The sequence below is a fragment of the Prevotella sp. LCP21S3_D2 genome, assembly GCF_052118345.1.
In the GTDB taxonomy this organism is placed as follows: Bacteria; Bacteroidota; Bacteroidia; order Bacteroidales; family Bacteroidaceae; genus Prevotella.
Genome location: NZ_JBQKHJ010000001.1, coordinates 114,737 through 134,368 on the forward strand (window position 1 = coordinate 114,737; position 19,632 = coordinate 134,368).

Annotated in this window: 18 protein-coding genes and 1 tRNA gene; 5 read left to right on the top strand and 14 right to left on the bottom strand. The window is 42.1% G+C overall.

Translation table 11 applies throughout. The features are described 5' to 3' along the window. Nucleotides 1-11: 11 nt before the first annotated feature. The 3 genes from ACTQ16_RS00555 to ACTQ16_RS00565 all read right to left on the bottom strand — a co-directional run bounded on the left by ACTQ16_RS00555 (nt 12) and on the right by ACTQ16_RS00565 (nt 4,300). Nucleotides 12-1,391, bottom strand: a complete 1,380-nt coding sequence (locus tag ACTQ16_RS00555) for an MATE family efflux transporter (protein WP_441935578.1) — start codon at nt 1,389-1,391, stop codon at nt 12-14. 664 nt (nt 1,392-2,055) lie between these two features. Continuing rightward, nucleotides 2,056-2,757, bottom strand: coding sequence for an FKBP-type peptidyl-prolyl cis-trans isomerase (locus tag ACTQ16_RS00560; protein ID WP_294970955.1), 702 nt, complete (start codon nt 2,755-2,757; stop codon nt 2,056-2,058). After that, nucleotides 2,738-4,300 carry a glycine--tRNA ligase gene (locus tag ACTQ16_RS00565; protein WP_294970953.1) on the bottom strand — a complete coding sequence of 521 codons (1,563 nt, stop codon included), beginning with the start codon at nt 4,298-4,300 and terminating at the stop codon, nt 2,738-2,740. The genes ACTQ16_RS00560 and ACTQ16_RS00565 overlap by 20 nt, the downstream gene beginning before the upstream one ends. A 105-nt stretch (nt 4,301-4,405) precedes the next feature. On the opposite strand from ACTQ16_RS00565, the gene ACTQ16_RS00570 reads away from it, so the two are divergent. Further along, nucleotides 4,406-7,210, top strand: coding sequence for a DNA gyrase/topoisomerase IV subunit A (locus tag ACTQ16_RS00570; RefSeq protein ID WP_441935581.1), 2,805 nt, complete (start codon nt 4,406-4,408; stop codon nt 7,208-7,210). 124 nt (nt 7,211-7,334) lie between these two features. Here the strand turns inward: ACTQ16_RS00570 and ACTQ16_RS00575 are convergent, their stop codons facing one another. Beyond that, nucleotides 7,335-8,612: a histidine-type phosphatase gene (locus ACTQ16_RS00575; protein ID WP_441935583.1), complete on the bottom strand. Its 1,278-nt coding sequence runs from the start codon at nt 8,610-8,612 to the stop codon at nt 7,335-7,337. A gap of 34 nt (nt 8,613-8,646) precedes the next feature. Further along, complete coding sequence (locus tag ACTQ16_RS00580) at nt 8,647-9,816, bottom strand: SGNH/GDSL hydrolase family protein (protein WP_441935585.1); 1,170 nt, start codon at nt 9,814-9,816, stop codon at nt 8,647-8,649. Nucleotides 9,817-9,949: 133 nt separating this feature from the next. Between ACTQ16_RS00580 and ACTQ16_RS00585 the strand changes: the two genes are divergently transcribed. Then, a tRNA-Leu gene (locus ACTQ16_RS00585) sits at nt 9,950-10,031 on the top strand. A gap of 244 nt (nt 10,032-10,275) precedes the next feature. Here ACTQ16_RS00585 and ACTQ16_RS00590 read toward each other — a convergent pair. The 9 genes from ACTQ16_RS00590 to ACTQ16_RS00630 all read right to left on the bottom strand — a co-directional run bounded on the left by ACTQ16_RS00590 (nt 10,276) and on the right by ACTQ16_RS00630 (nt 15,301). Further along, nucleotides 10,276-10,518: a hypothetical protein gene (locus tag ACTQ16_RS00590; protein WP_441935587.1), complete on the bottom strand. Its 243-nt coding sequence runs from the start codon at nt 10,516-10,518 to the stop codon at nt 10,276-10,278. Beyond that, nucleotides 10,508-10,855 carry a DUF5681 domain-containing protein gene (locus ACTQ16_RS00595; protein WP_118200167.1) on the bottom strand — a complete coding sequence of 116 codons (348 nt, stop codon included), beginning with the start codon at nt 10,853-10,855 and terminating at the stop codon, nt 10,508-10,510. Before ACTQ16_RS00595 ends, ACTQ16_RS00590 begins: the two co-directional genes overlap by 11 nt. A 39-nt stretch (nt 10,856-10,894) precedes the next feature. Further along, nucleotides 10,895-11,497, bottom strand: a complete 603-nt coding sequence (locus ACTQ16_RS00600; RefSeq protein WP_441935589.1) for a hypothetical protein — start codon at nt 11,495-11,497, stop codon at nt 10,895-10,897. Nucleotide 11,498: 1 nt separating this feature from the next. Next, complete coding sequence (locus ACTQ16_RS00605) at nt 11,499-12,185, bottom strand: DUF6291 domain-containing protein (RefSeq protein WP_441935590.1); 687 nt, start codon at nt 12,183-12,185, stop codon at nt 11,499-11,501. Continuing rightward, complete coding sequence (locus ACTQ16_RS00610; RefSeq protein ID WP_441935591.1) at nt 12,182-12,517, bottom strand: hypothetical protein; 336 nt, start codon at nt 12,515-12,517, stop codon at nt 12,182-12,184. The genes ACTQ16_RS00605 and ACTQ16_RS00610 overlap by 4 nt, the downstream gene beginning before the upstream one ends. Further along, nucleotides 12,514-12,804, bottom strand: a complete 291-nt coding sequence (locus tag ACTQ16_RS00615; RefSeq protein ID WP_441935592.1) for a helix-turn-helix domain-containing protein — start codon at nt 12,802-12,804, stop codon at nt 12,514-12,516. Before ACTQ16_RS00615 ends, ACTQ16_RS00610 begins: the two co-directional genes overlap by 4 nt. Nucleotides 12,805-13,050: 246 nt before the next feature. Beyond that, nucleotides 13,051-13,500 carry a hypothetical protein gene (locus tag ACTQ16_RS00620; RefSeq protein ID WP_441935593.1) on the bottom strand — a complete coding sequence of 150 codons (450 nt, stop codon included), beginning with the start codon at nt 13,498-13,500 and terminating at the stop codon, nt 13,051-13,053. A gap of 76 nt (nt 13,501-13,576) precedes the next feature. Beyond that, a complete protein-coding gene (locus ACTQ16_RS00625) occupies nt 13,577-13,921 on the bottom strand; it encodes a hypothetical protein (RefSeq protein ID WP_441935594.1) in 345 nt (114 codons plus the stop codon). A 12-nt stretch (nt 13,922-13,933) separates the two neighbouring features. After that, nucleotides 13,934-15,301 (bottom strand): site-specific integrase, encoded by a 1,368-nt coding sequence (locus ACTQ16_RS00630; RefSeq protein ID WP_441935596.1) that lies wholly within the window; start codon nt 15,299-15,301, stop codon nt 13,934-13,936. A 544-nt stretch (nt 15,302-15,845) separates the two neighbouring features. On the opposite strand from ACTQ16_RS00630, the gene ACTQ16_RS00635 reads away from it, so the two are divergent. From ACTQ16_RS00635 to ACTQ16_RS00645, 3 genes are all read left to right on the top strand, one after another. After that, nucleotides 15,846-17,291, top strand: a complete 1,446-nt coding sequence (locus ACTQ16_RS00635) for an RNA-binding domain-containing protein (RefSeq protein WP_441935597.1) — start codon at nt 15,846-15,848, stop codon at nt 17,289-17,291. A 178-nt stretch (nt 17,292-17,469) separates the two neighbouring features. Then, on the top strand, nt 17,470-18,768 hold the full coding sequence (locus ACTQ16_RS00640) for a hypothetical protein (protein ID WP_441935599.1): 1,299 nt from the start codon (nt 17,470-17,472) through the stop codon (nt 18,766-18,768). Next, nucleotides 18,752-19,630: a radical SAM protein gene (locus tag ACTQ16_RS00645; RefSeq protein WP_441935600.1), complete on the top strand. Its 879-nt coding sequence runs from the start codon at nt 18,752-18,754 to the stop codon at nt 19,628-19,630. Before ACTQ16_RS00640 ends, ACTQ16_RS00645 begins: the two co-directional genes overlap by 17 nt. Nucleotides 19,631-19,632: the final 2 nt, after the last annotated feature.

The window sequence follows — 19,632 nt, forward strand, 5'->3', positions numbered from 1 at the left end:
TTAACATAAAACTAACATTGGAAGCTCTTCATCCATGAGCCACGGAAGAGGCGGATAAGAAAGAGGATGCCACGGAAGGTAAGCTCCGTAGCCATAGCTATCCAAACTCCCTCCAAGCCATAGCTTTTCGAAAGCCCATAAGCCAGGGTAAGGCGCACCAGCCACATCGTGCTCAAGTTGATGGCGGCAGGCTTCATCGTATCGCCCGCACCCACGCAAACGCTATAGGTCACGATACTCGCAGCAAAGAAAGGCTCTGCAAATGCCTCGATTCGGAGGCAGACTGTACCCAGTTCCCGAATACTCTCCACCGGTGACAGCACCCCTATCATCTCCGGCGCAAAGACATACATCACTACGCCCATCAATGCCATCACTCCCATGCCCAATCCTACCGTCATATAAGCAAAATTCTTGCAGAGATCCATGCGTCCGGCACCATGCGTCTGCCCCACAAGCGTAGATGCTGCGTCGCCGATACCGTAACCCGGCATATAACAAAGGCTCTCAGCAGTGATGGCAAACGAATGGGCAGCAATGGCAATATTGCCCAATGGTGCCACAATCATGGTGCTCACTATCTGCGCACCGCTCATCAGGATATTCTGTATGGCTATCGGGATACTTATCTTGCAGGCGTGCCTTACATATTCCTCTACCCATCTGAACGGTACCCTATCCTGACGGAAATTGAGCAGACGGTTTCTGAATGCCGAAAGATAGAGATTGGGCAAAGAGATGCTGATATATGCCAAAGCCGTACCCATCGCTGCTCCCACCACACCCATCTTCATAATATAAATGAAGAGATAATTGAAAGCCACGTCACACAGACATATCAATACAGCCATGATGCTGGGCGTATGCATATTGCCTGCCGACTTGAGCATCATCTCGGAAATATGATACAGGAACACAAACGGCAATACTAGACTGTAAATCAGGAAATAGCGAGAGGAATTGGGAGCGATGTCCTCACCTCCACCCAGCCAATAAGGCAGATGGGAATGAATGCCTACACCGATAAGCGTAACGAAGAGGCTGAAAGCCACTCCACATATCAGGGCATGACGATATACCTGGCGAGCCTTCACCAGGTCGTTGGCACCAATGAAATGAGCTACCTGCACCGAGAAACCGGTGGCTGCTGCACTCAGCAAGCTACCTATCAACCAGGTTGTTGACTCGATAAGTCCTATACTTGCCGAAGCCTCAGCGCCTAGATGCCCCACCATCGAAGCATCAATAAAAAACATCAGCACGGTAGAAATCTGTGCCAGCATGGAGGGTACACTCAAACCAGCGATGAGATTCAGCTTCTCACCGCCTGTCATCGGGCGCCCTAAGCGGATAGACTCCATCAGATAATCTGTCTTATTCTTGAATAGCATTTTTTCTTCTATTTATGAATTTACACAATCTATTTATGAGTAAAACGTAAAATCTATCAATTTATGATTTAAACGTCACCTATTTATAATTTAAACGCAAAAAAAGGCGACTCCAAAAAGGAATCGCCATTTTTATTTTTTTAATACATGTTTCGTACCTTTGTTTTTCCCAAAACTTATCTCCCACCGAAGCGGGACAGTACTGTCATTAACCTAGAATAAACAACCTATTTAACCTAACAAACTAAATACCTGTCGTCCTTGAATAAACAATCTTTCTTTACCTTAACTAACACCTAATATAAAAAAACTAACAACCTTAAACCTAAAAACTAAACCTATAAAATCTATTACCTAACTAAAAACCTAAAACTCATTTTTTCTGATGCAAAGGTACAACTATTTTTTGAAACTGCAATACTTTTTCCCATAAAAATGCATGAATCCAACATTTTTTGACGTAAATCAAAGATTTGTGTGCGAACACGAACACTTGTTAACACATCAGAAAGGTCTCTTAACACAAAAAAGAAACGTTCCTGAGAATGCCATATCATGCAATCTCAGGAACGCTCCTCTTTATTTCCCTATATAAAAAGGTATGAACTCCCATATATAATAGATATGAGCCCTATATATAAATAAGGTGTAATTTATGAAATCCTTACTCAGTAATCCAAGTACCCTGCTTCTTGCCTGCTTCTACTGCTCTCGAACCAGGTACTACCTGACCAATGCGGTAGTAGCTGTCCAATACTATCTCAAAGCGAAGCATTGAATAGGCAGGAATTGTGCTACTCGAACTCTGGGTTGTGCCATAAGCCAACTGATATGGCATGTAAACCATCCAGCGGTCGCCTATATGCATATTGAGCAATGCAGTGGTAAAACCATCCACAAGGCTATTTACCGCATAAGTTGCAACCTGAGCAGTCGTCTTATCGTATGTGCCATCAAAGGTCTTATCAAATACATAACCAGCAGGATAAGTATCTGTACCCAGCATTCTACCACGATAGCTCACCTTCACCGAATCGGTATACATCGGACAACCGCTACCCTTGCCCTTATCCAGAACATGAACAACGATATAATCAACATCCTTGTAAGTAAGAGAAACTGTATTACCGTTGGCATCCTTGTTAGGTGTCTGGTTTTGCAACGACCAGTTGAGTATCACCTTCCATTCATCGCTGCCGTTGGCTATCTGCTGACGGGCATACGCCAAAGTATCGGCAAAAGCCTTCTCGTTACGCTCCTGCCAGTTTGCATACTCATCTACGGTGTTGTCATCCTCGCTACATGATGACAGTGCGAATACTGCCATCATGAGCAAGAAGAGATATTTAGAAATTCTTAATTTCATTACCAAGTTTCTTTAATACGCTAGTAATACTTACGCGTTCCTCGATGATGCTGCGGAGATCAGAAATTGCAACACGCTCCTGCTCCATGGTATCACGATAACGGAGAGTTACCTTATGATCATTTGGAGTCTCGTGGTCAACGGTAATACAGAATGGAGTACCGATGGCATCCTGACGGCGATAACGCTTACCGATGGAATCCTTAGGATCGCCATAGTGAGTGTTGAAGTGGAACTTCAACTCGTCAACAATCTCATGTGCCAACTCTGGCAAACCATACTTCTTATCCAATGGGAACACAGCACACTTAACAGGTGCCAAAGCCTCTGGCAAACGCAAAACAACACGTGTCTCGCCATTCTCCAGTTTCTCCTCGCAGTAAGAGTGGCACATTACGCTGAGGAACATACGGTCTACACCGATAGATGTCTCTACATCGTAAGGCACATAGCTCTCGTTCTTCTCTGGATCGAAGTACTTGATAGAGCGGCCGCTGTACTTCTCGTGCTGAGAAAGGTCGAAATTGGTACGGCTGTGGATACCCTCCACTTCCTTGAAGCCGAATGGCATCTTGAACTCGATGTCGGTAGCAGCATTAGCATAGTGAGCCAGCTTCTCGTGATCATGATAACGGTAGTTCTCGTTACCCATGCCCAGTGCCTCATGCCAAGCCAGACGAACCTTCTTCCAATACTCAAACCACTTCATCTCAGTACCAGGCTGGCAGAAGAACTGCATCTCCATCTGCTCGAACTCACGCATACGGAATACGAACTGACGGGCAACAACCTCGTTACGGAAAGCCTTACCAATCTGGCAGATACCGAATGGCAACTTCATACGACCGGTCTTCTGAACGCTCAAGTAATCTACGAAGATACCCTGAGCTGTCTCAGGACGGAGATATACCTTGCTTGTAGCATCGCTGGCAGCACCCATCTGGGTAGAGAACATCAGGTTGAACTGGCGAACGTCTGTCCAGTTCTTGGTACCGCTGATAGGGCAAACGATACCCTCATCCTCGATAATCTGCTTCAGCATCTCCAGATTAGGCCCCTGCATAGCCTCAGTATAGCGGGCATGGAGATCATCAAACTTCTTCTGGTTCTCCAGAACGCGAGGATTAGTTGCACGGAACTGAGCCTCATCAAAGCTATCGCCGAAACGCTTCTGAGCCTTGGCAATCTCCTTGGCAATCTTCTCCTCATACTTAGCCATGTGATCCTCGATGAGCACATCGGCACGATAACGCTTCTTTGAATCGCGGTTATCAATCAATGGGTCGTTGAAAGCATCTACGTGTCCAGATGCCTTCCATACTGTAGGGTGCATGAAGATAGCTGCATCGAGACCAACAATGTTCTCGTGCAACAACACCATACTCTGCCACCAGTACTGCTTGATATTGTTCTTGAGCTCAACACCATTCTGACCATAGTCATAAACGGCAGCCAAGCCATCATAAATTTCACTACTTGGGAACACGAAGCCATATTCCTTGCAATGGCTTACAATTTTCTTAAAAACATCTTCCTGTGCCATGATTAAATCTTATTTTTTTCAAATTTTCGGCAAAGATACTCTTTTTTCTCGAAAAAATGTTGTATTTTTGCCATAAATTAATAAAATAAGTATTAAAAGCTACATATGAGCGACGAAATTAAAGATAAAAACGAGATAAATGAGGAAAATACGCCTCAAGAACACTCCGATTACAAACCGGTGAACCGTTTTGATGCTTCTGCCGTACATCACCTCAGCGGAATGTATCAGAACTGGTTCCTCGACTATGCATCGTATGTGATCCTGGAGCGAGCCGTACCTCATATCGAAGACGGATTGAAACCCGTACAGCGACGCATCCTCCACTCCATGAAGCGCATGGATGACGGAAGATACAACAAGGTGGCTAACATCGTGGGACATACGATGCAGTTCCACCCTCACGGAGATGCATCTATCGGAGATGCCCTCGTACAAATGGGACAGAAAGACCTGCTCATCGACACACAGGGTAACTGGGGCAATATCCTCACGGGCGACCGTGCAGCCGCTCCCCGATACATCGAGGCACGACTCTCTAAATTCGCCCTGGATGTAGTATTCAACCCTAAAACTACCGATTGGCAACTCTCCTACGACGGAAGAAACAAAGAACCTATCACCCTGCCAGCCAAATTTCCACTGCTTTTGGCACAAGGTGCCGAGGGTATCGCCGTGGGATTGAGCAGCAAGGTATTGCCGCATAACTTCAACGACCTTTGCGATGCAGCCATCCACTATCTCAAGGGAGAACCTTTCAGTATCTACCCCGATTTCCCTACTGGTGGTGCCATCGACGTAAGCAAATACAACGATGGGCAGAGAGGTGGTGTTCTGAAGGTAAGAGCCAAGATTGACAAACTCGACAACAAGACGCTCGTCATCAGCGAGATACCATACAGCAAAACCACGGTAAGCCTCATCGAAAGCATTACCAAGGCAGTAGAAAAGGGAAAAATCAAGGCTCGTAAGATAGAAGACGTCACATCGGCGAATGTAGAAATCCTCGTACATCTTACTCCTGGTACTTCTTCGGATAAGACGATGGATGCACTCTATGCCTTCAGCGATTGCGAAATCAACATTTCACCCAACTGCTGCGTCATTGAGGACAACAAACCAAAGTTCCTCACCGTGAGCGATGTACTCAGACATAGCGTTGACCGCACAATGGGATTGCTCCGCCGCGAATTGATGATACGTAAGGGTGAGCTGGAAGAGCAGCTCTTCTTCTCTTCGCTTGAACGCATCTTCATCGAGGAACGCATCTACAAGGAGCGCAAATTCGAGCAGAGCAAGAGTCAGGATGAGGTAGTGGCATTCATCGATTCAAAACTGGAGCCTTTCAAGGACCAGATCTTCACTGCAGAGGTTGATGGCAAGGGAAATGTGGAATACTCCTTCCACCGTGACATCACAAGGGAAGACATCCTCAAACTCCTGGAAATCAAAATGCAGCGCATCCTGAAATACAACAAGGATAAGGCTGATGAACTCCTGATGAAAATCAAGGCAGAATTGGCAGAAATCGAAAACGACCTCGCCCACATGACCGATGTTACCATCAACTGGTTTGAATATCTCAAGGGCAAGTACGGAAAGATGCATCCAAGAAGAACCGAAATCAGAAACTTCGATACCATAGAGGTAACCAAGGTGGTAGAAGCCAACCAGAAGCTCTACATCAACCGACAGGAAGGCTTCGTTGGTACAGGATTGAAGAAGGATGAATTCGTATGCAACTGCTCTGACCTCGACGACATCATCATCTTCTACAAGGATGGAAAATTCAAGGTAACCAAGGTTGCCGACAAGATATTCGTGGGCAAAAACATCCTCCACGTTCAGGTGTTCAAGAAGAACGACAAGCGAACCATCTACAACTGCGTATATCGTGATGGCAAGCAGGGCGACTACTTCATCAAGCGATTCAACGTAACCGCTATGACGCGCGACAAGCTCTACGACATCACGCAGGGAACTCCGGGAAGCCGCATTATCTACTTCACCGCCAATCCAAATGGCGAAGCAGAAATCATCAAGGTAACGATGGAACCGGATCTGAGCAAGAAACGCCAAAGTATCTTCCTGGAGAAAGATTTCTCTGAAATCCTCATCAAGGGACGTGCTGCCAAGGGCAACCTGCTCACCAAGCGCACCATCCGCCGCATCGGATTGAAGAGCCACGGACACAGCACCCTGGGAGGAAGGAAGGTATGGTTCGACCCTGATGTAAACCGCATCAATTATGATGAGAACGGCAGATTCCTGGGAGAATTCAACGATGATGACTCAATCCTTGTAGCATTAGACAATGGCGAATTCTACATCACCAACTTCGATGTGAACAACCATTACGAGGACAACATCCTGAGATTGGAGAAATGGGATGAGCACAAGATATGGACAGCCATCCTCTATGATGCCGACAATCAGGGTTATCCATACATCAAGCGATTTACGATGGATGCCACCAAGCGCCATCAGAATTTCATGGGTGAGAACCCTAACTGCAAGCTCATCCTCCTCACCGATACCCCATTCCCTCGTATCAAGGTCACCTATGGCGGTGTAGACGCCATTCGTCCTGCCGAGGAAATCGATGCCGAGCAATTCATCGCCCAGAAGAGCTTCAAGGCAAAGGGTAAGCGCCTGACGACATTCAAGCTGGAGAGCATAGAAGAACTGGAGCCGACAAGATTCCCGGAGCCATCACCAGCCGATGATGATTCATCGAATGATGACTCTAATGCATCTTCCTCTTCAGAAGTCTCAGAAGAAAATCTCGACCCTGATGCTGGCAAAAGCGAACAGCAGGTTATTGATGAGTTAACTGGTCAAACCAACCTCTTCTCCGAAAAGGATTTCGAAGAAGAAAAAAAAGACAAAGATTGGTTATCAAAGCAATAGAGACTCAAAAAAATTCCCGTAAAGGATTTCGATGTATAAAAAAAGGGAGCTTAAAGCATCAATTGCCTTAAGTTCCCCTTTTTCTTTATATATGATATATACGCTGCAGCAAAGAAAGCGCCTTTTACTTCTTATATTCCTGCAGCTTCCCCAGGCAATAAGCCTTGAAATCACTCCAGTGATAATAAGGTGCTATATCGCTCTTGATAGGAAGTGTTGCCTCATCCTCGCAAAGCAAAACCTTCACCAGCACATCGTTCGCCTTGTTGCGATAGAACACAAACTGAAGGTTAGTAGCCATCGGAGTAATCTTATAATCAAACCACTGGGTAGCCACCTTCTCCGGATCCTTGATCTCCTCGCCATATCCGTTCAGGTTCAGAAGACAAGTGAGCGGAGTGACCATCGTATCATGACCATATCTCAAGGTTGCACCCGGATGCTGAAGAGCAATACAGCTATCAGCCTTCTCGATGATATCCATGAGAAGATTACGCTGAGAGAATGGCTGAACATTGCCCGTATAAGGCGAATTGCCATAAGATACCTGCCATCCTAAATTGCTCTGCAACCAATTCTGATAAAGCTCCTCCTCTGTAAAGAGATCATAGAGAGATACCTTACCTCTCAACTCTGTACCCTGAATAGAGCTTGCCATCTCATAGAGACGCCAGTTAAGATCACTTTGGTCGATATTCTGCTTCACCCAAACAGGGTCGTTGAAAAGTTCCTGCATCACTCGGCTATAGCAGGCATGCTTTCGGGCAAAATCCTCTCTTACCACTCTTCTTCCCACACTATGCTTCAAGCTATCCAGATAACTATCGCCCTGATTCATGTAATACATGTCGTGATCGCTGGCATCATGGAAGATATGGAGTTTCGGATTCATGCGAAGCATCTGATGTAAACCGTTCTCCATAGAAAGGATGCATCGGATAACCAATGTGCTTCGAGCCTCAATATTCGCATTACCAGCAAAAATCTCAGGGAATCGCTCCATCATTCTTCGGGTAATACCCTGATGCTGCAAAGCACCAAGTGGAGTCAACTCGCCATCGCGTCCCTTCGCCTCTTCACGAATCATCTTCACCTTTGCTAATGTCTCCTCACCTTTGGCGGTCAATTTACCCTCCTGCTTCGCCTTCAACAGAGAGAAATAAGGCACATCATACGCCTTTTTGCCAATCATGAATCGGGAGCCATGACGGCCATAGTGGCTCAGATAGAAAGGTTTGTATCCTTTAGGAGCAGGAGTCAACTGCTTCTGAGGTCCGCGATAAGCCACATAGTTACTACCTGAGAGCGTAATGTCTCTCTTAAAATCCTCCTGAGGAGTCTGGGCCGTCATAGGCATCGCAAAAGCAAGAGATGCCCACAATAATAGATTCTTTGCGTTCATTGTTACTACTTAATTTTATCTGTTATTTTCCTTCTTACCAGTTCATCAAGTTCTTTAGGAATGGCAACAATTCCTTTGCCATCTTTTGATGCTGCAACTTGCTAGGATGCCAGCTGGCACCATATCCCAAGTCGCCTTTCTGAAAAGTGAAGTCAAAGCGATAAATCTCCTTATCCCCCAGCTTCTTCGCCTTCTTTATCTTGCCTTTTTTATCCACTACCGTCTTATTCACCAAAGTGAAACCGCTCTTGTTGGCATCTGCGCAGATTCTGTCAAGGGCAGCTCTCTGCTCGCTACTCTCCTTCTTCCCGAGCATAGGTCCTGTCAGGAGCACAATCTTGGCATCAGGATATTTACCTCTCACGGTAGTAAGGAACATGCGGTAATTCTTCTCATAAAGCTGAATATCATAATTATCCGTAGAAAGGTCATTGGTACCTAGGTTGATGCAAACCAGTTGTGGCTGATACTTGGCAAAATCCCATTTCTCATCATGCTTATTAAATAAGGTATATTCATACTGCCAAGGCATATTCTCTGCAGAACCTGTCTTAGGACCATCATAGTTGCGATATACACCGATACCACTGCGGGAGATCGAAGTATGCTGCGCCTTCAGGCTATCGCTTACGATATTGGCATAAGTCAGCCAATGGTTCTCCGTCTCATCCTCAAAAGGATCGCTCATCTCGATGCTCTCTACACCATATCCGCAAGTGATAGAATTACCGATGAACTCTATCTTTCGCTCAGACAAAGCTGGAGCCTCAACGAGTTTACAACCCTTATCCAACACGAATCCACGGAACTCTGGGTTGCGGAACAATCCCTCTATCACATACATCACCTTCACATGATGCACGCCCTTTGGCAAGGCTGTAGCCAGCGTAACCACCGAATCACGTTCTGCATTGAATCCTACCTTAAAAGGTTCACTGCCATCAACTTGTGCCATGAAATATCCCGTCATCGGACGGCACATCATCTTCAAGGAAGCCCCCTGGAAGTTTGCCTCAATGGTAGTACCTGGGAAATTGAAGCTAGCCACATCCGGATTCTTCCCGAAGCTCACACGTCCCATGTATTGAATCATGGGATGAGATGCCTTCACCACCTCTCCCTCGACAGGAAGCGTGGTAGAAGTCTTTCCATTACCAGCGAAGGCAGCAGCGCTCAGCATTATTGCCATCAATAACAAATTCATTTTTTTCATCATGATTATTTTTAGTTTGCCTGCAAAAGTACCATTATTTCTTGTAAAAAACGAACAAAACCGCTTTTTTCTGCTCATTTCTTCTTTTTATTCATTTTTTTGTTGTACCTTTGCACTCACGAATGCGCTTGTGGCGAAATTGGTAGACGCGCTAGACTTAGGATCTAGTGGTTCAGGCCGTGTAGGTTCGAGTCCTATCAGGCGCACCCAATAAAATGCTAAGTAGTTTATTATCAACTATTTAGCATTTTTCATTTACTAAAAATCCCCGTGAAAATCCCCGTGTTTGCTTTAATAACTCTCATTTCTGCCTCAGCAAAGGAACGAAAAAAGCGACCATCCATCACGGACAATCGCTTTAAATGTTCAATTAAAAAAAATAGCTGATTATAGCCATTCGAGTGCAAAGGTACAAAATAAAATTCATACATAGCACTCTAAACGTAACTTTTAATATAACAAGCCCTCTCTTTTCAAAACTTCTTCTTCTGAGGACGCACACGGAAAACCTGACGGAATCCCACATATCTCTAAATCCTCATTTATACCACTATCAGGCGGCAACAAAGTTTCCTTTATTATCTTCTTCGTTCCATCGGGTGCAACCTCAACATATCGGATATAATGCTTTATTGGCTGAGGCTGCCCACCTTTGGCATATTGCAATATTGCAGATACTTTGTTATTCTCCATCGCCCACCTCCTTTTCTCTTAAAGATTGAATCCGTTCCATTATCTGCTCTATAGCCTCATCAGGTGCAATCTTTAATAATTCCTCCAATTTGTGGTATTCGTAATCTAAAGATTGCTGCACATTTAAGGCTTGTTTCTTCGGGATAACATAACCTATCAATCCAGTTATCGCTTTAACACGTTCTACTGGCTGCAAAGATTCTAAATCTTTTTGCAGTTGCTTAGTGTTCTTATCTAATATTTGCCCGATACGCTTTACCAAATCGCTTGTAGCGTGATTTCTTGCGCCCTTTGGTCTACCATTCGGGTTTCCCGATTTTCCACTCTTAAACGCCATATTTTCTGTATTTTAATTGTTATTTACAACAAACCACTGTTACCCCCTCAAAGATTTACCCGTAAACGGGACAAACTTTGTGATTGCTCTCAGGCGGTCTATAGTTCTATCTCCATACTTTTGTTGCAACTCTGGGATATTTAGATTTGTGGAGATTACAAGCAAACGCCCTTTCTTTTCTGCCTCATCTACCAACTCAGGGAAAACCATTCTTTTGTTGCCATAGTTGTTTGCCATCCCCTCGTTTCCCACATCATCCAAACTTAGCAAATGATAGTTTAACAATTCGTCTGCTTTGTAATTCATATCCTTAGCATCACAGCAGTTTAGTATTTTGTGGTGTACCTGATTGATAAGACACGGCAAAATTCTAATTCCTATTAGCGACTTACCCAAACCACACGAACCTGTCATAAGCAAACCCTTACCCTCGTTATCTGCCATCCAGTCCACAATCGGGCGATAATTGCTTTCACTCCATATCGCTTTTGTGATACGCCCACCTGAGAAACGGGCTACCATAAAATCAAGCCCTCCACGCAAACGCTTTTCTGCATCAGGAATCTTTATTCTCACCATATTAGGCATAGACGGATAATTACCATCTTGCAAATTCTTAATAATCTTGCTTACACTCTCCATATTACCAACCTCCTTTTGAATAATCTTTGTTATTAGAATCTTGGAGCACTACCCCCATATCAGGCGTATTTGTTACCGCCCTATTGCTATTAAGCGGAAATACCCCCGAATAATTATTAGCCATAGATTGCTCTACTATTTTCAAAGCAACTTCGCCATTACCACCCGACAAATTACCTAGCCTTGTAATGAACGCCTTTAAACCAGTTGGCTTGTATGTCTGCCCACGTTCTTTTTTATACGCTAGCCATCTAGTTATTGCCTCATTCATTCGGGCATCATCAGAAAAAGAAATAGTTTTCTCTATTAAAGATTTATCTTTATTATCTTTTCTATTTTCTATTTTCTCTTTTCTATTTAGTGAACGTTCGTTCAACGTTCGTTCAACGTTCGTATTACGTTCGTATACGTTCGTATCTTTTCGTAAACGTTCGTTCTCCTTTCTAGCCTCATCACGTTCTTTTGCGATACGCTTATTTGTTTCGCATCGCTTAGAATACTTTGTATCGAAATACTCCATATCTTCCTGAATTGCCTGAAACAATATTGCAGATACTGGCGGCACATCATCAGGAACATTACCATTACTGGCATATTGCGCCATCATCTTTAAGACTTTTCCAGCCTCAGCATCGGACAATAAGCCAACCTTTTTTAATCGGTCTGTTTGAAAATTCACAAATTTCATACGCTGCCCTCCATTTCCTTTAGTGTAAACAAACTTAATTGCTGAGGCTTGCGCACCCACAAACTCGGATTTGCAGAATAATAATTAGCCTTATATCCAGTTGTTGCATCAGGTCGCTTGCAGATAGCTTGCAGCAATCCCATTGCCTCCAAATCACGCACATACCACGTTATGCTATTTCTCAGCATTCCCAAATCTAAAGCTGCATCCAGTGTGGTTGCAACCTTATATCGAAAATAGGCTAAAACTTTGGTTATGTCCTTAGAATTGCCTACCTTTGCAGTGTTGTTGTTCGGGCGGTCGTTATGGCTGCCCCTTACTTTTTCTTTCATCCTCTACCCTCCAATATTGATTTTACATCAGATAGCTTGTAGCGAGATTTGCGCCCTACCTTGATAGGAATCAGATATTTCTCTTTTTCCCATCGCCACAAAGTATTTTTTGATACGCCAACCATGTCGGCTACATCATCAGGCGTTAAATACTTTTCCTCTTTCTTCTCTGCCTCCTTGGCTGCCATTGCCTCAGCTACCACGTTCAAAGCAAACTCTTTAAGGTCTGCTACAGATACCACTACCGAAATATTAGCATCAGTGTTTATTAGTTCATTGATGTTCATAATCTATTTTTTTTTGTTTTTTGGCTCTCCGTGTCTGTTTGGGGATTCTCCCCCACTTCTGCCATTTTCGCCCACATCATCAAGAAACAGATACTTTGAATCCGTGTTTGAACGCTGCAAAGGTAGTGTGTAAAATAACGTCTTGCCAAGCAGTTGTCCAAATTGTCCTGATTGTTGTCCAAATTGTCCTGATTATCTTCTTATCGATTGCGTATACACACAAAAAAAGGTGGATTTCTCCACCCTTTAAAGTTTAGTTCTAAATGTTTTTACTGATAGTTTTATTATTCCATTTACTTTAAGTTCTTCCGCAAAACGTAACTTTAAGCCATTTTCAGGATTTTCAATTAAAGGTTTTCCCAGTTTATCCTTTTCTTTCGCCCAACCTTTAATCTTTCTTGCAATCTCATCATCCGACAAGCCCACTAATTCTGCTATCAAATACGTATTGTTGTGAAACAAATCCAACAAACCACGCGAATAGGAACGCTCTCCCTTTGCATCAGGTACAACGCTCAAAGATTCCTTATATTCCTCTAGCCATTTCATTTGCTGCCCATTTATGGCATACCTTGGGTATCTCTGCATTACACACAAAAGATTCTCTATATCATCAGCAGACAAAGCCCAACCTTTTAGATATCTAAGGAAATCAGACTTTAAAAGCCCTCTAAGGGTATTTGCATAACCTAACATCTTTCGTACTTCGGGCGGTCTGCTATCAGGGATTCTAACCTTTAGCATTCTCATTCCGTTATTTAATTCTACCCATTCACTCACCATTTTCTCGCCCTCCTATTGGTTTAACAATACATTTTCCCTCCATCGTTCTTTTCTCAGGAATTTCAGGATATAACGGAATCGGCATAGCGTTATCTTTGTAAAACTGGTTATTCTCCATATCGCTAGCCTTTACTATCTCTGTTATAAGCTGCTTTATTTGCCACTTATATTCGTTTATCTCCATCTTTAAGTTGTTAATCTCAATCTGCAATTCATTATTAGAGATACTGGCTTTAAGACTTTCTATTTTAGCGTTTGCCAACTCCTGAAAAACGGCAAAGTCCATTATTACTTTGCCATTCTCCAGTTTCTTACAATTTTCCTTTGTTATCATAACTTAGCCTCCTTATCCAATTTGGTTTATAACATCTAGCAAAGTCGAATCCTCTATTTTACGATAGCGAGAAAACGCCTTTGAACCCTCCACGTGTCCACTCATCTTGCCTATTATATTCGGGTCGCTCACCTTAAAGTAAGCATTGCCCACAAAGGTACGTCTTGCCAAATGGCTACTGGCTATTTCGTTTATCGGTCTTATCTCGTTTTCTCCAGTCTTGGGGTTTCTGATAACTACATTACGATTTATCCCAACTTCTGTAAAAATCTCCTTTATGGCATCATTGTACTTTTGTGGAGATATAAACGGGAACAATCTCCCTTTGGCATCCACGCCCTTGTATTTCTCAACCAGTGCCAACGCTTTAGGGTGCAAAGGTACACGTGCTTGCAAAGTTTGTTCGCCCTCATCCTTTGTTTTGTGTGGAGCATAAACTAGCATTCCGTCTATAATATTTTCACTTGTTAGCTTTACCAAATCGCCAACACGGCAACCAACAAAACATTGAAATACAAAAATATCTCTCTGAGCCTCCAAACGCTTGCTGCCTGATAAGTCGTACTCTGCAATCTCGTTACGTTCTGAGATAGAAATGTAGTAAGGCGTACCAAACTTTTCTGAACCTATCTTAATTCCATCAAAAGGGCGATTCTTAGTTTTATCTGATTCATAAAGCCATACAAAGAACGCTTTCAGTTTTTTTGTTAGCTTTACAATTGTGTTATCGCCACGTGTCACTAACTTTGTTTGCCCTTTCTTTACGCCAATCGGATATTGCCTTAACAACTTCTTAAATATTACGGGATATTCCTCTGATAATTCTTTTTCATTTCTCAGGTAGTCCAAAAAATCCTCTATATCAGAACGTGTTATTTTATCCACATCAAAGGAAAACTTCTTATCCTCTGTAGCCTTTCTGAATCCCTCATATCGTGCCACATCACGAACCAGTACACGAATCGCCTTGGTGTGGTCGTAAGAAAAACCTTTCTTTGTCAAATACTCCTCTGCCAACTCGTAAAAAGTCTTTTTAGCCTCAACCTTTGCAGTATACTTTTCAGGGTGATTATACTTATCTACAACCAACTTAAACCACTTAGTATTGATTACGCTTTTATCAGTTGTTTGTACCAAATTCAGAATATAAGTACAAAGCGCATCCATCTTTTGCGCTTGTTCTTCGTGATACTTTACATCATTGCCCACCTTGCGCCTATTCACCACAATCTCACCATTACGGAAATTATCAGCAGTAACAAAGATACCCGACTTTGCCATCAGGTCGTAATCTTTGCCATTGCGCAAACGAATCAGGATTTCCGCCATTCCCGTTTCTGTGCAAACTCTTTTAGATAATCTTTGATAAATCGTTGCCATAATCTTTATTTTTTAATTGAACGCTGCAAAGATAAGACTATTTTTTCAAACCACCAAATAAAACACGGGGATTTTTTGAATTTCCCCGTCAAATTCCCCGTGTTTATTCAAACTCAATATAATTTCACAAAAACAAACGCAAAAGATATTAATGTTTTAGTACTGAAATACAAGCAGTTACATTTTGCATTGATTTTCTTAGATTTTATTCACATCCCCGTATTGCGTGCCTATCAGGCGCACATAAGAAATTCCTAACTGCTTGATAATAAGCAGTTAGGATTTTCTGTTTCTAGAAATTGCCAACATTTTGCCAACATAATTCCAAACTAAATTGAATCGGTTGGCAAAAGCAAGGCTTCATTTTACATACTTTCACACTATTTCTTGCGATTACACACACCACTTTAGTTTATCCCCATACATAGAGCTTTTCGCCCAAAACTGAAAAAAATCACTAAGAAAATACATTTTCCTCCCAAAGATATGCCCTACTTTCAAAGAAAAATATTATCTTTGTATCAAAATAAACATTTTATTCATAATGGAGTATATTGATTTCAAAAGACTGATAGATGCTCTGACCGCCAAGCCAAAAGAGACGGAGTGGTTAGAGTTCAAACATAATTTTCATTCTAAGGAAGAGATTGGCGAAAGAATCTCTGCCCTGTCAAACAGTGCCTATTTGAGCAATATGCCGTTTGGTTACATAGTATTTGGCATTGATGACGAAAGCCATGACGTAATTGGCACAGACTTATATGGCAAACTGAAAATGGTAGGCAACGAAGAACTGGAATCCTGGTTGTCAACCCGTCTGAATCCTCGTATTGACTTCGAAATAATCGATGATTTTGATTATGAAGCTAACGGGCATGTCTGCATCTTCAAAATTCCAGCTACAACAAACCGACCTGTAAGTTTCCTGCATGAGTCTTATATCAGAGTGGGTACCATTACCCGAAAGTTGAAAGACTTTCCGGCTAAAGAAGCCAAGATATGGAAAGGTGGTCAGAAGCCATTGGAAAAGATAGTCTTGAAAAAGGGCTTGTCAGGACAGGATGTGTTTTCTTTTCTCAGTGCAGAAGTGTACTTTGACATGATGAACTTGCCACTTCCACAAGATATCAATGGTATCTTAGATCGATTCCTGTCAGAGAACCTGATTACCAAAGATGAAATCGGATATGGAATTACCGAACTTGGCGCAATTCTGTTTGCCAAGCGCCTTTCCGACTTCGATGGATTGAAAAGGAAAATGGTTCGAGTCATTGTCTATAAAGGCAAGGGAAAAATTGAAACATTTCGCGAAAAATCATTCGACAAAGGTTATGCCATTAGCTTCGAGGAAATGATTGCCTGGATAAACAGCCAACTTCCTGCCAACGAAGAAATTGGTCAAGCTCTAAGAAAGGATACGCGTATGTACCCAGAGATTGCGATACGTGAGCTAACTGCAAATATGATTATCCACCAGGATTTTGCAGAACAGGGATTTCCTATGATTGAAATATACTCCGACCGCATTGCGTTCTCCAATCCCGGGCAACCGCTTATCAGCGTAGAGCGTTTCATCGATGAGTACCAATCCCGAAACGACTCTCTCGCCGACATCATGCGCCGCATAGGTATCTGTGAAGAGAAGGGAAGCGGTATGGACAAGACTATCTTCTATGTAGAATTATACCAGTTACCTCCTATCCGCATCCAACTTCAAGAAACACGAACGGAAGCTACTGTATTTACCTACCGTAAGTTTGCCGATTTGGATAAGTCTGAAAGAGTAATGGCTTGCTATCAACACGCTTGCCTCAGGTATGTTTCAAACGAGAAGATGAACAACCAATCTCTCCGAGGCCGCTTGGGCATTGAAGACAAGAACTACCCAATGGCTTCCAGAATCATAAAGGATGCCTTGGAAGCAAAGATGATAAAAGAAGAAAACGCTGAGGGTAATAACCGACATAATTATATCCCGTATTGGGCATAACTCATGTAACCGGCATGTAACTGGCATGTAACTGGGCGACTCGAAACAGCCCTAAAACAGAGCAAAAGCCCTTTAAAACAGTGCTTGGCGCATGTAACTGGCATGTAACTGAATAAAAGAAGGCTCGTATGGACAATGCTAGTTTTCAAACAGAGTTTATACATAAAAAATAGATAAAATGAATTTATTAGAAATCTTAAAGAAAATATTTTCTTGTACCATGCCACAAGCTGCTTCAGAAGGAGATATGGATTCTATATCTCCCTCTGATAAAACTAATGATACCGCTTCTGCAGACGATGCAGAAGTAGAAGATATGGATTCTGTATCTCCCTCAGACAAAACTAATGATACTGCTTCTGCAGACGATGCAGAAGTAGAAGATATGGATTCTGTATCTCCCTCAGACAAAACTAATGATACTGCTTCTGCGGACAATGCAGAAGTAGAAGGTATTCAATCTGTTGTCTTAAAAAGAAGTAAAGCAGAAGTAATAGAAGGATATGGCCAAGTTCGGACAATGGCAGATATTCTTATAAGTATGAATGATCAATATCATTTTCATAGCAGTGAAGAAGCTGTTGCCGCTGTTATGAAATTTATTGGATCGCAAAGTCCATGTCATTTTGCAATCTCAGGGAAGGCGTTTCATTTTATAGCTGATGCACTTTATTCTTCTAAAGCATTTGTAGATAGAAGGTTAAATAAAGATGCCTTTTTGGATAACTTCACTATTTCTCAGTTTGAAAAGAACTGGGATAATGCAATGTATCGATACTATTACGCTAAAATATGGAAACTAATTTGCTATTTTGATGAGTTTAGAAGATATACATCTCCTGGGCAGATTTATAGGGATTTGAAAAAAACAATATCTCCGGAGTATTTTGGCTACAGAGGATACCCACAACATTTCTTTAGATGTGCTATAGAAGAGGCGTGGGAGAAAATAGCTCCAAATAATTCAATTGATCCGGTTTTGCTTGACAAGTATATGTTTAGAAATCATGAAGTAGCTATTCAAGCACTAGGCCTGGAAGCTACTATACGCAAAGATTTCGTTCAGGACTATTGTCACACCGATGTGTATTTTCCACAGAAAGTTGGTTCTGCTCCAGTTTATATTGAGAGAATTGTTGGAAATAGAAGAATGTTTTTAAAATCTTGTGGAGAAGGAAAAGGTCCTAACAATAATCCAGAGTTATTGGAATTCAATATTGCATGTAGATTGTTACTGGAGGACTCTAAGTACGATATTTGGGAAGATAAAAACCAATCAATGTTATTCGTCCCTAAAGAGGATATATCTTTACCTGCTTATTATTATTGCAGTTATTATTCCTGTGGAAAAATATTATTCGAGGACAATGACCATAAAAAGGAATTTCTAAAAGAAGGAATCAAAGGCTGGCAATTAATGAATAAGAATGGCAGAAAAGATCTCATAAAACACTTCAGTCATGAAAATATTCAATAGTGATATACTGATAAAAAAGACGAGCTGCAACTGTGCGGATTTGCCAGGGCATCAAATTCCCCCATCTGTCAACCTCTTTGTGAAGGTGACTAAAGGGTGCAATGCCCATTGTGCTTTTTGTAGTAATGCAGGATGCCAAAGTCCAACATCTTTGTTTGATATAGAAAAAATGATTCGCATCATATATGAACTAAAAAGCAAAGGAATCATTGTAAATCGAATGAATATTACCGGAGGGGAACCATCTGTGGTTTCCCCTTTGGTTGTTCGTATTCTTGATGCCATAGACAAAGAGCATTTTGATGATGTACACTTACATCTTAATACCAATGGGGTTACTGTGCAAGCACAAGACTTGATGCAACATCCTCGTTGGGATAGTATTTCCATGTCATTGCATCATTATGACGTCAATCGTTTGTCTGACTTATATGGATGTGAAATACCAGCACATTTGTTACATTTTACAGGTGTAGATAAGCAGAAGATAAACTTTAGCTGCAATCTTATAAAGGGATACATTGATAATAAGGAAGAAGTTCGAAAAATGCTGGATCTAACTTTAGATACAGGTATCCGTCGCATAGGATTTGTTGCCCTTATGCCAGTTAACAGCTTTTGCAAAGAACATTTCATTGATATTGATGATATTCCTTTTGCAGAAATACCGCATGTTTATTTTACCGGGGCAAAAGATAGGGGAGCGGATTGTAAATGCAGCAATTATCTTTACAACAAGAATCTCAGGATATTAGAGATTTATATGCGCAATTATGCAAATCCACAATATTGTGAATCATCTCTTGTCTATGATGGAGCGTATCTTCGCCAAGGTTTTTACAATAACAATATTATTTATTGACA

Bases quoted from the DNA above. Each gene is read 5' to 3' on its own strand.
- ACTQ16_RS00575 (WP_441935583.1), bottom strand. From the start codon at position 8,612: ATGAACGCAAAGAATCTATTATTGTGGGCATCTCTTGCTTTTGCGATG.
- ACTQ16_RS00560 (WP_294970955.1), bottom strand. From the start codon at position 2,757: ATGAAATTAAGAATTTCTAAATATCTCTTCTTGCTCATGATGGCAGTA.
- ACTQ16_RS00640 (WP_441935599.1), top strand. From the start codon at position 17,470: ATGAATTTATTAGAAATCTTAAAGAAAATATTTTCTTGTACCATGCCA.
- ACTQ16_RS00605 (WP_441935590.1), bottom strand. From the start codon at position 12,185: ATGAAATTTGTGAATTTTCAAACAGACCGATTAAAAAAGGTTGGCTTA.
- ACTQ16_RS00590 (WP_441935587.1), bottom strand. From the start codon at position 10,518: ATGGAGAATAACAAAGTATCTGCAATATTGCAATATGCCAAAGGTGGG.
- ACTQ16_RS00615 (WP_441935592.1), bottom strand. From the start codon at position 12,804: ATGAACATCAATGAACTAATAAACACTGATGCTAATATTTCGGTAGTG.
- ACTQ16_RS00595 (WP_118200167.1), bottom strand. From the start codon at position 10,855: ATGGCGTTTAAGAGTGGAAAATCGGGAAACCCGAATGGTAGACCAAAG.
- ACTQ16_RS00625 (WP_441935594.1), bottom strand. From the start codon at position 13,921: ATGATAACAAAGGAAAATTGTAAGAAACTGGAGAATGGCAAAGTAATA.
- ACTQ16_RS00600 (WP_441935589.1), bottom strand. From the start codon at position 11,497: ATGGAGAGTGTAAGCAAGATTATTAAGAATTTGCAAGATGGTAATTAT.
- ACTQ16_RS00580 (WP_441935585.1), bottom strand. From the start codon at position 9,816: ATGAATTTGTTATTGATGGCAATAATGCTGAGCGCTGCTGCCTTCGCT.
- ACTQ16_RS00555 (WP_441935578.1), bottom strand. From the start codon at position 1,391: ATGCTATTCAAGAATAAGACAGATTATCTGATGGAGTCTATCCGCTTA.
- ACTQ16_RS00570 (WP_441935581.1), top strand. From the start codon at position 4,406: ATGAGCGACGAAATTAAAGATAAAAACGAGATAAATGAGGAAAATACG.
- ACTQ16_RS00610 (WP_441935591.1), bottom strand. From the start codon at position 12,517: ATGAAAGAAAAAGTAAGGGGCAGCCATAACGACCGCCCGAACAACAAC.
- ACTQ16_RS00565 (WP_294970953.1), bottom strand. From the start codon at position 4,300: ATGGCACAGGAAGATGTTTTTAAGAAAATTGTAAGCCATTGCAAGGAA.
- ACTQ16_RS00620 (WP_441935593.1), bottom strand. From the start codon at position 13,500: ATGTTAGGTTATGCAAATACCCTTAGAGGGCTTTTAAAGTCTGATTTC.
- ACTQ16_RS00645 (WP_441935600.1), top strand. From the start codon at position 18,752: ATGAAAATATTCAATAGTGATATACTGATAAAAAAGACGAGCTGCAAC.
- ACTQ16_RS00635 (WP_441935597.1), top strand. From the start codon at position 15,846: ATGGAGTATATTGATTTCAAAAGACTGATAGATGCTCTGACCGCCAAG.
- ACTQ16_RS00630 (WP_441935596.1), bottom strand. From the start codon at position 15,301: ATGGCAACGATTTATCAAAGATTATCTAAAAGAGTTTGCACAGAAACG.